9 protein-coding genes are annotated in these 12,075 nt (G+C 37.6%); all 9 read left to right on the top strand.

Going from position 1 to position 12,075, the window contains the following annotated elements:
* Positions 1-42: 42 nt before the first annotated feature.
* The 9 genes from ACN1CN_RS18910 to ACN1CN_RS18870 all read left to right on the top strand — a co-directional run bounded on the left by ACN1CN_RS18910 (position 43) and on the right by ACN1CN_RS18870 (position 11,817).
* Positions 43-990, top strand: a complete 948-nt coding sequence (locus tag ACN1CN_RS18910) for a ketopantoate reductase family protein (protein WP_419136764.1) — start codon at positions 43-45, stop codon at positions 988-990.
* 424 nt (positions 991-1,414) lie between these two features.
* The gene (locus tag ACN1CN_RS18905; RefSeq protein ID WP_264524360.1) at positions 1,415-2,008 is read left to right on the top strand and encodes a TetR/AcrR family transcriptional regulator; all 594 of its coding nucleotides are present in this window, start codon (positions 1,415-1,417) and stop codon (positions 2,006-2,008) included.
* A gap of 245 nt (positions 2,009-2,253) precedes the next feature.
* The gene (locus ACN1CN_RS18900) at positions 2,254-3,474 is read left to right on the top strand and encodes an efflux RND transporter periplasmic adaptor subunit (RefSeq protein ID WP_419136762.1); all 1,221 of its coding nucleotides are present in this window, start codon (positions 2,254-2,256) and stop codon (positions 3,472-3,474) included.
* A gap of 11 nt (positions 3,475-3,485) precedes the next feature.
* Positions 3,486-6,647, top strand: coding sequence for an efflux RND transporter permease subunit (locus ACN1CN_RS18895; RefSeq protein WP_419136760.1), 3,162 nt, complete (start codon positions 3,486-3,488; stop codon positions 6,645-6,647).
* 130 nt (positions 6,648-6,777) lie between these two features.
* Positions 6,778-8,196 carry a TolC family protein gene (locus ACN1CN_RS18890; RefSeq protein ID WP_419136758.1) on the top strand — a complete coding sequence of 473 codons (1,419 nt, stop codon included), beginning with the start codon at positions 6,778-6,780 and terminating at the stop codon, positions 8,194-8,196.
* A gap of 487 nt (positions 8,197-8,683) precedes the next feature.
* Positions 8,684-9,133 carry a hypothetical protein gene (locus tag ACN1CN_RS18885; protein ID WP_419136756.1) on the top strand — a complete coding sequence of 150 codons (450 nt, stop codon included), beginning with the start codon at positions 8,684-8,686 and terminating at the stop codon, positions 9,131-9,133.
* A 246-nt stretch (positions 9,134-9,379) separates the two neighbouring features.
* Positions 9,380-9,985, top strand: coding sequence for a Crp/Fnr family transcriptional regulator (locus ACN1CN_RS18880; RefSeq protein WP_419136754.1), 606 nt, complete (start codon positions 9,380-9,382; stop codon positions 9,983-9,985).
* Positions 9,986-10,057: 72 nt separating this feature from the next.
* On the top strand, positions 10,058-10,795 hold the full coding sequence (locus ACN1CN_RS18875; RefSeq protein WP_419136752.1) for a GNAT family N-acetyltransferase: 738 nt from the start codon (positions 10,058-10,060) through the stop codon (positions 10,793-10,795).
* 641 nt (positions 10,796-11,436) lie between these two features.
* Positions 11,437-11,817 carry a DoxX family protein gene (locus ACN1CN_RS18870; RefSeq protein ID WP_419136750.1) on the top strand — a complete coding sequence of 127 codons (381 nt, stop codon included), beginning with the start codon at positions 11,437-11,439 and terminating at the stop codon, positions 11,815-11,817.
* Positions 11,818-12,075: the final 258 nt, after the last annotated feature.

Raw genomic sequence — 12,075 nt, 5'->3', positions numbered from 1 at the left:
GTATACCCATTGGGTGTAATTTAAAATCTTAAACCATACAATATGAAATCAGATATAACAAAAATAGGAGTTCTTGGGATTGGCGGAATTGGTGGTTTTGTTGGTGCTCCTTTGGCAAAAAAATATAAAGACAGTGCTGTCAAAATCATATTCATCTGCAGAGGTGAAACTAAAAACCAAATACAACATGAGGGTTTGCAGTTTGAATCTAAAGGCACTACAGAAACTGTATTTCCGGATCTGGTATCTGATAATCCAACAGAAATTGGAATTTTGGATGTGTTGATCCTAAGCTGTAAATCCTATTCAATAAGCGCGATCTTACAAATCTACAAAGAGTGTGTAGGTCCCGAAACCACAATAATTACCCTGCAAAATGTAGTGAATGCCGGGGAAATTATTCGGGAAGCTTTACCAGAAGCTGGTCAGATTATGGAAGGGTGTATCTATGTAGCTTCCAATGTTAAGAAGCCCGGACATGTTCAGCATATTGGCGGACCAGGGAAAATTTTTATTGGCGGAAAAGAAAATAACTCCCTGATCAATCTCTTAAGCGATGGAGGTTTAGACATTACTTATGTAGCCCATATCAATGAAATTTTATGGAAGAAATATTTGTTCGTTGCGCCTGTTGCAGCAATAACTTCAGCATACAAAGTTACCTTTGGGCAATTATTAGAAGATCCGGATTTGATGCACATTCTTGAAAATATGATGCTCGAAATTCAGTCACTGGCCAGCAGAAGCAATATTCATTTAACCGCTCAGGACATTGAAACTTCTAAAGATTTATTGACTAAATTTCCGTTTGAGTCCAAATCATCGTTACAATTGGATTTTGAAAATAGGAACCAAACCGAAAAACGTTTTCTGGTAGATTACGTTATTGAAAATTCTAATAATCATCAACTTGAAACTCCTTATTATAATCGTGTAAACGAAAAAATAGAAGCAGCTTATGCGGTCTCATCAACAAGTGAAGTGTCTTGAAAATAATACATCGCTAAAGGAGCTTAAAAAGAAGCTTTGTTTTTGTCAATTTTGCAGAGTTGGATTTTTCAATCCGGCTCTGTAAAATTGATCATTGTTTCGGAATTTTACTTCTAATTAAAATTGATAATCTTATAAAAATGATTCGTCTTATCTAGCCCTGATTGCAACGGTATCCTTTTTCTGGCTTCTTTAGACAGAAAAAGATAGAGCGAAAAGCAGGACATCCGGTCTTAAAAACGCAAAAACCTGCTGCTCCTTAAAAAAAATATATCTTTAAAAATCGAGTAAAATAAAGCCTTAACGAGTTTTTCAGAGCATATCTATGACACGATAAGAAAATATTATGACAAAATTATTTCATAATCAGAAAAACCGTCCTACATTTGCCTAACGGTGTTAAACAATTTAATACTCAAATAAAATGGCTAGTAAAGATCGAATTTTAAGACAAAAAGAAGAGACAAGAAATAACATTCTTGGCGCTGCTTATGATATCGTAAAAGAAGAAGGCTGGAATGGTTTGAGTATGCGTAAAATTGCCGACAGAATTGAATATACTGCTCCAATTATTTACGAATACTTTTCGAATAAAGAAGCAATACTTGAAGAACTTACCGGTAAAGGTTTTTTAAAACTAACGAAGGAGTTGCAAACTGCAAAAGATAAGTTTGAAAACCCCGAAGATCAGTTAGAAGCCATGTGGATGACGTACTGGGATTTTGCTTTTAGTAATACTGAAATGTACCAATTAATGTTTGGTGTTCAAATGACCTGCTGTGCACAACGATGTTCGGCTCAGGAAGCACCTTACAAACTGTTCACTTCGGTAATTGCTGAAGTAATGAAGAACAGTAATCCGAGTGAAGATATTATCAAACAAAAATATTTTACTTTCTTTTCTGTTATTCATGGTTTGATTGCCATTAATATCATTAACAAAAGTGACATCCTCGAAACCATTAACGCTCAGATCCTGAAAGATGCGATTGGTGGTATCATAAAATCAATACAATAAAAAAAAAATTTCATTTTTACTTAACAGTGATAAATGATTTAATAGCCGATAATAAAATACCTTTGCCTTGTTACTTAACAGTGATAAATAATTTAATAGAGTAATTTAGAAGCCTTTTTTTCTCATTTTACTTAACAGTGATAAATAATTTAATACCAGTTTTTAGAATAGAACTGGAAGGGCTTACTGTATAGAATTTCAAGCTTAATTGCTTAACGACGTTAGATAATTTAATATAATTAAATATGAATTTCCGGAATGCCAGAATACCGCATCAATTAATCTCAAAAAATGTTCAACAAATTAAAACCAATAGTAAAATGAAAAAGGTTATCATAACCAGTTTTATTCTGGCACTCGTACTAAGTAGTTGTGCAGATAAATCGCAAGCCCCGGCAGCTCCTGCTGCACCTTTATTACCTGTTTTGGCCGTTACAAGCGAAAATACCACTACAGATGCTGAATATCCTGCCTCTATACAAGGAACCGTAGATGTTGAAATTCGCCCTCAGGTGAGTGGAAATCTGGAAAGAGTTTATGTAGATGAAGGTGCTTACGTTAATAAAGGTCAAACTTTATTCAAAATAAACGAACGTCCTTTCCGTGAACAATTAAACAATGCGCTGGCTAATCTTCATGCTGCCGAAGCTGCTTTAATCAACGCTCAGTTAGAAGTAGATAAATTAACGCCTTTGGTACAAAACAAAGTAGTTTCAGATTATCAGTTAAAAACAGCCAAAGCGACTCAGAAAATTGCAGCTGCCAATATCGAGCAGGCTAAAGCAATGGTGGGTTCGGCCAGAATCAACTTAGGATATACCAATGTTACAGCTCCTGTAAGCGGGTACATTGGAAGATTGCCTAAAAAACAAGGAAGTTTAGTTTCGGCAACTGATGTTGAACCTTTAACGAACTTATCAGATGTGCATGAAGTTTTTGCTTATTTCTCTTTGGGTGAAACCGATTTCATCAATTTTAAAGCGCAATACGCCGGCAGCAGTCTTGGTGATAAAATTAAGAAACTGCCTCCTGTAACTTTGATTTTAGCAGATAATAACGCTTATCCTCAAACCGGAAAAATCGATATGGTAGACGGTCAGTTTGATAAAACAACCGGAGCTATTACACTAAGAGCTACTTTTCCTAATACAGGCGGAACTTTACGTTCAGGAAATACAGGAAAAATTCGTTTAGGCCTTCACCATGACGATGCGGTTTTGATACCACAATCGGCTACTGTTGAAATGCAGGATAAAATTTTTGTTTTCACTGTTAACAAAGAAAACAAAGTAAACAAAATGCCGATCACGGTTGTTGGCAAAAGCGGTACCAACTACCTAATCAAAGATGGTGTAAAATCAGGTGATCAGATTGTGTTAAGCGGTATCGACAAACTTCAGGAAGGACAACTTATTCAGCCTGAAAAACCGGCCACAAAAGTTGCCCAAGTAATTACTAAAAAATAATTTTCACGCAAATGTTCAAAATATTTATACAAAGACCTGTACTGGCAACCGTAATCTCCATTTTATTGGTGATCCTGGGGGTACTTGGACTTACGAAATTGCCCTTACAACAGTTTCCTGATATTGCGCCGCCATCGGTTTTGGTAACGGCGGTTTATCCCGGAGCTAATGCCGAAACAGTTTTACGTTCGGTGGCACCTTCTTTAGAAGAATCTATAAACGGTGTTGAGAACATGACCTATATGAGTTCGACAGCCAGTAACGACGGATCTTTGGCTATTACCGTTTTCTTTAAATTAGGAACCGATGCCGATCAGGCAGCTGTAAACGTACAAAACAGAGTGGCTCAGGCCACCAGTCAATTGCCAGCCGAAGTTGTACAGCAAGGGGTAACCACTGCCAAACAACAAAACAGTTTTATCATGGCAATTGGTATGTACACCGACGACGAATCAAAATACGATCAAACGTTTGTGGCCAATTATGCGCAGATTAATATTATTCCGGAGATCAAACGTATTCCGGGAGTTGGATCGGCCAGTATTTTTGGAGGTGTAAAAGATTACTCCATGCGTGTTTGGTTAAATCCAACACAGATGTCAACTTACAAAGTGACTCCAAACGAAATCATGAGCGCGATTCAGGACAAAAGTTTGGAAGCTGCTCCGGGTAAATTTGGAGAAAGAAGTACAGAGGTTTTCGAATACGTAATCAAATACAAAGGAAAGCTAACCAAACCGGAAGAATATGAAAATATCGCTATTCGATCTAATGCAGATGGTTCTGTACTTCGTTTAAAAGATGTTGCCAGAGTTGAGCTTGGTGCTTATTCCTATAACAGTTTAACACGTTTGAACGGTAAAAAAGGAGTTGTAATTGGTATCATTCAGTTGGCGGGTTCAAACTCCAACGATATTCAGGTGGCGATCAACAAATTGATGGTGAAAGCCTCGAAAGATTTCCCTAAGGGAATCAAACATAACATTTTCTATAGTACAAAAGTATCTCTGGATCAATCTATAGAACAGGTGGAACATACTTTAATCGAAGCATTTATATTAGTATTCATTGTAGTATTTATATTCCTGCAAGATTTTAGATCGACATTAATCCCGGCTATTGCTGTACCTGTAGCAATTTTAGGAACGTTCTTCTTCATGCAGTTATTCGGATTTTCGATCAACCTGTTAACGCTATTCGCTTTAATTCTGGCGATTGGTATTGTGGTCGATGATGCCATTGTGGTCGTCGAAGCCGTGCATGCCAAAATGGAGCACAAACATTTGTCTCCAAAAGTAGCTACACATGAAGCAATGCACGAAATAACGGGTGCTATTATCTCGATTACGCTGGTAATGGCTGCTGTATTCCTGCCGGTTGGTTTTATGGAAGGCTCTACGGGAGTTTTCTATCGTCAGTTTGCTTTTACGATGGCAATTGCAATTGTAATTTCGGCGGTAAACGCTTTAACTTTAAGTCCGGCACTTGCTGCCTTATTCTTAAAAGACAATCACGGTGCTTCCGGAGATGCTTCTTATGAGAAAAAAGGATTTAAAGAGAAATTCTTCAGCGCATTCAACAAAAGTTTTGATTCCTTAACCAATCGTTATGTTGGAGGTTTGAAATTTTTAATTCGCAGAAAATGGTTGAGCTTAGGTGGTTTAGCATTAATTACAGTTGCAACAATTGTAATGGTAAAAACGACTCCGACAGGATTTATACCTACAGAAGATCAAGGATTTATTGCAATTGCGGTTAACACTCCTTCGGGAACCTCTCTTGACGGAACACAAAAAGTAATGACTCAGGCAGAGAATTTACTAAGAAACGACGAATCATCACGATTTGTAACAGCGATTTCAGGATTCAATTTATTAACAAATTCAACCAGTCCATCCTCTGCCGTTATTTTTGTCTTGCTTAAGCCGGATGAAGAGCGTGGAAAAATCAAAGGAATCAACGAAATAATGGCCGATGTTCAGGGAAAATTAGGAAGTATTAGCGGCGGAAGTTTCTTTGTATTCAGCTTCCCTACTGTTCCCGGATTTAGTAACGTTGAAGCTTTAGATTTGGTACTACAGGATAAAACCGGAGGCAAATTGGATAAGTTTAGCGGTGTCTCTCAAAGCTTCATCGGAGAATTGATGAAACGTCCGGAAATTGCGGTAGCTTTTACAAGTTTCAAAGCCGATTATCCACAGTTGCAACTGGATATCAATGACGAAAAAGCGAATCAATTGGGTGTGAACGTAAAAGACATTTTACAAACCATGCAAACTTATTTTGGTAGTGCACAGGCCTCTGATTTTAACCGATTTGGTAAATATTACAGAGTGGTCGTTCAGGCTGATATTGCCGACAGAGCTGACCCCTCCTCTATTGACAGAGTTTTTGTGAAAAACAAAACCGGCGAAATGGTACCTATAAATACTTTGGTAAAACTAAGCCGTATTTATGGGTCTGAAACTGCTTCGCGATACAATTTGTTTAATTCGATTTCGATTAATGCCATTCCGAAACCAGGATTTAGTTCGGGAGATGCCATTAAAGCAATCGAAGAAGTGGCCGCACAACAATTACCTGCAGGTTATAGTTTTGAGTTTTCAGGACAAACCCGTGAAGAGATTTCTTCCGGAGGACAATCCGCAACGATATTCTTACTGTGTTTGATATTCATCTATTTCTTACTTGCTGCACAGTACGAAAGTTACATTTTGCCTTTGGCCGTAATCTTTTCAATTCCTGCAGGTATTTTTGGAGTATTTGTAGCCATTGGTTTAACCGGAATTCAAAACAACATTTATGTACAGGTAGCTCTGGTAATGTTAATTGGACTGCTCGCTAAAAATGCGATCCTGATTGTAGAGTTTGCCGTTCAGAAGAGAAAATCAGGCCAACCCCTGATCAGAGCTTCAATCGATGCTGCAAAACTGCGTTTGCGACCAATTATCATGACGTCACTGGCTTTTGTTGTGGGATTAATCCCGATGATGAATGCCAAAGGACCATCAGCACAAGGTAACCATTCGATTAGTATTGGTGCCGCCGGAGGTATGATTTCAGGGGTAATTCTAGGATTGTTTATCATCCCGGTTTTATTCATCATCTTCCAACATTTACAAGAAAAGGTTTCCGGAAAACCGGTAGCCGTAATTCATAACGAAGAAAAATAAAAATGGAAAACTATATCACAACAGTACTCGTAGCCATTATCATTGGCATCGGATACATCTCCTATAAAATTTCAAGAGATCTTGAAAACAGAAAAGATACTTGTACAGAAATTTAATGACAGCATTTAAAATGAAAAATCATATAACCAAAATCGTAATGATCGCTATTTTGATCACTACCTTAATATCCTGTAAGGTTTCGAAGGATATTGAAACTCCAAAAGATGCATTTCCTGAAAATTTCAGGAATGCATCGGTTTCAAAAGATACGGCCAGTATCGGAGACACGGAGTGGAAAAACTTCTTTACCGAGAAAGATGTTATTCAGTTAATCGACAGTGCGGTTGCCCGAAATAACGATCTGCAAATTGCTACTAAAAACATCGAGATTGCACATTACCGATTTACACAATCGAAATGGGGAAATGTTCCTGAGGTGAATTTATCGGTAGCGGCTAGCAGCAGCAATCCGTCAGACAATAGTTTTACCGGAAAGAATTTAGGTCAGGCATTGGGTCAGAATCATATTAATGACTTTACAGCCGGTGCCACACTTTCGTGGGAAGCTGACATTTGGGGGAGAATAAAGAACCAGAAGAAAGGGGCTTTTGCCGGTTATCTTCAATCAGAAGAAGTTAAAAAAGCTTTGCAGACCACTATTGTTGCCAATGTTTCGAAAGGATATTACAATCTTTTAATGCTGGACGCCCAACTGGATATTGCCAGACAAAATCTAAAATTAAACGATAGTACCACCAACATTATCAAATTAAAATACGATGCAGGTCAGGTCACTTCCTTAGCGATTCAGCAATCAGAAGCACAAAAATTAAACGCTGCACAATTGATTCCGTTATTGGAACAAAACATAGCGATTCAGGAAAATGCCTTGAGTGTTTTAACTGGCTCTTTTCCAAACTCAAAACAAAGAAGTCTTCGTTTGAGTGCACTGGAAGTTAAAACCAATAATTCGATCGGAATTCCATCTTCATTAGTAAGCCGCAGACCGGACGTAAAAAGCGCCGAACTGGCTCTTCAAGCAGCCAATGCGAACGTGGGAGTCACAAAAGCCAATTTATATCCTGCCCTTAGAATTACTGCTCAGGGTGGTGTAAATTCATTCGAAACCAGCAATTGGTTCAACATTCCAGCCTCTTTGTTCGGAACTGTTGCGGGAGGACTGACACAGCCTTTACTGAACAATAAAAAGGTGAGAACACAATACAATATTGCCGTTGCCGAAAGAGAAAAAGCTGTTTTTGGTTTCAGACAAGCTGTTTTAGTTGCCGTTAGTGAGGTTTCTGATGCTTTGGTAAAAGTAGAGAAACTGCAGCAACAGGAATCGTTTTTGCAACAACGCGTAAAAACATTACAGCAGGCTATAAAAAATGCCAATCTGTTATTCAAAAATGGTATGGCGGAATATCTTGAAGTGCTTTCTGCGCAATCGAATTTATTGCAAAGCGAACTGGAACTCGCCAACATAAAAAGAGAGCAACTATCTGCCAATACCGAGTTGTATCGTGCCTTGGGTGGTGGTTGGAAATAATACCCGTTAATTATTTATTTTTTGAGATGAAAACGCTGTGAGACTTTTAGTTTCATGGCGTTTTTTTATGGAGTGACGCATGGTAACGCGGATTACACAGATTCGCTTTGCGAAAACGCGGATTTACGCGGATTTTTTATTCTCGCAATCTTTTATGCGCAATCTTGTCATCCTGACGAAGGAAGGATCACACAAGTAACTCCGCAAAGTATTTCACTAATCTTTGTCGACTCACAATTGTGATTTACTTCTCCTCTTCGCTATCGCTCGAGTCTCGTCCTTCAAAATGACAAAAAGGAGAGAAAAAAATCAGCGAAAATCCGTGTCTTCGCGCTAGCGAATCCGCATCATCCGCGTGCCCTATAATCCGTAATATTTCCTTACTTTTGAAATTGTCAAGCCTTCAAAAAATGGCTCCAGACAATGAATATCGCATCGAATATCAATAAAAAATAAAACAAACCTCTTAATCAATACATTAAAACCCATGAAAAGAATCGCATGCATTGCAATTTTAGCATTACTATTTACAAACTGTAAAGAAAACAATTCGGAAAAAGAAGTAAAAGCGACAAAAGAACCGGTAAAGACAAATTCTACTGTAAAAAAAGTAGAAGAGAAAAAAGAAGATTGTAAAGACATCGAAGTAGAAATGGGTTCCGGAAGAGAATGCATCCTAAAAAACACGGATCTTGCTCAGGTCTATCAAAACATTATTCAAAATAAGGAGGTTGAAGAATCTGCTTATTTTTTAAGTACAATCCCCAACGAAAGCAAATCTGTACCCGTAAATAAAAACGGATTGATCTCCATTGATTATGAAATCACTAAAGAAAAAGTCATCATTACTATGAATTATGAAGGTGGTGTAACCGAGGTAACGCTTGAAAAAATAAAAGATACCATTAAAAAAAGTATTTATCATTATGCCGATTAAACTCTAAAATAAAGAGATTTAGACCGAAACGGTAAAGAACTTTCCTCATTAAACCGCTATAAAACGTAAAAGTTTTTTGGCGGTTTTTTTTCTCACAATGGTTGATCTTTCCTTCGTGAGAATGACAAGATTGCGCATAAAAAAATCAGCGAAAATCAGTGTCTTCGCGATAGCGAATCCGCGTCATCCGCGTACCCTATAATCCGTAATATTTCCTTATTTTTGATAGGTAAAACTTCAATAAAAATGTCAAGCAATCAAGATAAGTACCTCAATGATTTGAAACTAAAATTCGAAAGCTACGCTCCGATTTCGGCAGCTTCCTGGCAGTTAATCGAGGACATTACTGAAATTCAATCCATTAAAAAAGGAGAAGTTTTATTAGAGAGCGGACAAATTGCTAAAGAAATTTATTTTGTAGTCAAAGGCGCTATGCGGGCTTTTATTACTGATGCCGCGGGTAATCTCTATAACAAAAACATTTTCCTCGAAGGTCATTTTGCTGGTTCGAAGGCTTCGTTGTTACAGCAAACTCCCTCTCATTTTACCATTGAGGCACTCGAAGATTCTATTTTAATTCAGCTTGACTACAAAAAATACAGAGCGCTCATCGACCAGCACAACGATCTGAAAAATTATTACATCGCCTACTTAGAAAAAAACTGGGTGATCGAAAAAGAACAGCGCGAAATAGCACTGGTCATGCAAAATGCTACCGAAAGATACCTGCATCTTTTGTCGAACCATCCCGATCTTTCAGAGCGCATTCCGCTGCTTCATATCGCCTCGCACTTAGGAATTACGCCTACCCAGCTAAGCCGTATCCGAAAAAATCTCGAAAAAGATTTGTAAATCAACATATGTAAAGGTTTCCCATAAAAGCCCGAAGTATCTTTGTCTTATATTCTTATAACTAGTATCAAAATGAAAAATGTAAATTTAATCGAGGACAACATAAACAATCTTACTGAATTGTGGAAAACCATTAGCGGCTCTTTCCTATCCTATCATACCACTCCACTTTTTGAATATAGCAAAATCGAAAATTCAGGCTGGCCCAATAAATTGTGGTTTCGAAAAGACATCTCTGAAAAGGATGTTACCGAAATTAGTACAATCCTGCAGGCCAATTCAGAACTGGCTTTTGCTTATTGGGACATCTTCGGAACCAAATCCTACGAAGTACTGGATGCCTATGGTTTCCAATTAAAAAGCGAGCAGGTAGCGATGGCTTTAAAGTTAGATCAGAAATTTTCACTGCAACACCAACTGACTTTTAAAAGAGTTTCCACAGAGCAGGATGCTAAAATATGGTCCGATTTGTATCCCCATGCTTTCGGTTATGTGATCAGTAAAGAAATTCTGATTCATAATCATCAGGATGTTCAGTTCTATCTGGTTTCTTTAGACCAACAGCCCATCGGAACTTTTATGCTGTTTCAGACTCAAAACACAGTTGGAATTCATGGTCTTGGGGTCATTCCGGAAATGCGCCGAAAAGGTTTCGCCGAAGAAATCATGAAATATGCACTCAATCTTTCTATCGATTTAAATGCAGATTATGCCTTATTACAAGCCTCTGCCATGGGAAAAGATATTTACACCAGATTGGGTTTTGAAGATTTGTTTGTTATTAAAAATTATGTTTTAAACAACAACTAAATGCTCTTTGGGGTGAAATTAAAAATTCCAAGTTTCAGGTTTCAGGTTTGCACAATCTTGTCATTTCGAGGAACGAAACTCGAGCGATAGCGAATAGGCGAAGCAAATCACATACGAGGAGCAACAGAGATTGTCGACTTAGTTTGCGGAGTTTCTTGTGTGATTTCTCCCTTCGGTCGAAATGACAAAAGTGAATAATTGGAAAGTGTATGAAGCGAGGAGACCAGGCTGAGCAAGAGGTTTTCAGGTTTCAAGTTTGCGCAATCTTGTCATTTCGAGGAACGAGAAATCACATTAGTGGAGTAACAAAGATTGTCGACTTAGTTTGCGGAGTTTCTTGTGTGATTTATTTCATCTATTCGCTATCGCTCGAGTCTCCCTTTGGTTGAAATGACAAAACTGAGTATGAAGTGAGGAGACTAGGCTGAGCGAGAGTTTTCAGGTTTCAGGTTTCAAGTTCCAGATTCCAAAAATCTAATTATCAAATTATCAAATTATCTAATTGTCTAATTGTCTAATTGTCTAATTACCCTCTCTCTGTCCCAAATGCCCCTAAAATAGTCGTAAATGTGTATTCCATCCAAAAGATAAGAATCGTAAGTTTGTAATGAATTAATTAACAACCTTTTAAAAACAACCCCATGAAAAAAGCGAAAATTATTTTTTGGATTACCACTACTATTATCTTTTTATTCGAAGGCGTTATGCCGGCTTTAACTTCACAAACCGAATTGGCTAAAGAAGGAATCAAACATTTAGGCTATCCTGAGTATTTCGGAAATGCCTTAGTCATTTTTAAAATTCTTGGAGTTTTGGTGCTCGTGATACCGTCAATTCCAAAAAACGTAAAAGAATGGGCTTATGCCGGTTTTGGTTTCGACTTCATATTTGCCTCCATAAGCCATGCTGCGGTTGACGGAATCAATTTTCAGGCCTTTTTCCCTTTGATCTTTTTAGTAATTCTGGCGATCTCTTACGTCTATTATCATAAAATAGAACGTTACAAAAACATCGCTTTGTAAACGTTTGGCGTGATGATAGAAGTTTATAAAACAAATGTTCAGGAAGTGGAGCAATCGCTTTTGATTGTGAGGAAACTTCTTGAACATTTTCCTGATAGTCTTATTAATTTTGATTTAGAAGACTGTGATAAAATTTTACGCATACATGCATCGTCAATTTCGAATCAAAAAATAATAGAACTTCTTGATTCCTATGGTTATCACTGTGAAGTTCTGTTATAATTTTTTAAAACAACACAAACAACTGATTTATAAAGT

The sequence above is a fragment of the Flavobacterium sp. T12S277 genome (assembly GCF_048514875.1).
Classification (GTDB): Bacteria; Bacteroidota; Bacteroidia; order Flavobacteriales; family Flavobacteriaceae; genus Flavobacterium.
Note: the sequence above shows the minus strand (reverse complement) of the source record. Positions and strands in the feature narration are given on the sequence as shown.

Bases quoted from the DNA above. Each gene is read 5' to 3' on its own strand.
- ACN1CN_RS18910 (WP_419136764.1), top strand. From the start codon at position 43: ATGAAATCAGATATAACAAAAATAGGAGTTCTTGGGATTGGCGGAATT.
- ACN1CN_RS18905 (WP_264524360.1), top strand. From the start codon at position 1,415: ATGGCTAGTAAAGATCGAATTTTAAGACAAAAAGAAGAGACAAGAAAT.
- ACN1CN_RS18900 (WP_419136762.1), top strand. From the start codon at position 2,254: ATGAATTTCCGGAATGCCAGAATACCGCATCAATTAATCTCAAAAAAT.
- ACN1CN_RS18895 (WP_419136760.1), top strand. From the start codon at position 3,486: ATGTTCAAAATATTTATACAAAGACCTGTACTGGCAACCGTAATCTCC.
- ACN1CN_RS18890 (WP_419136758.1), top strand. From the start codon at position 6,778: ATGAAAAATCATATAACCAAAATCGTAATGATCGCTATTTTGATCACT.
- ACN1CN_RS18885 (WP_419136756.1), top strand. From the start codon at position 8,684: ATGAAAAGAATCGCATGCATTGCAATTTTAGCATTACTATTTACAAAC.
- ACN1CN_RS18880 (WP_419136754.1), top strand. From the start codon at position 9,380: ATGTCAAGCAATCAAGATAAGTACCTCAATGATTTGAAACTAAAATTC.
- ACN1CN_RS18875 (WP_419136752.1), top strand. From the start codon at position 10,058: ATGAAAAATGTAAATTTAATCGAGGACAACATAAACAATCTTACTGAA.
- ACN1CN_RS18870 (WP_419136750.1), top strand. From the start codon at position 11,437: ATGAAAAAAGCGAAAATTATTTTTTGGATTACCACTACTATTATCTTT.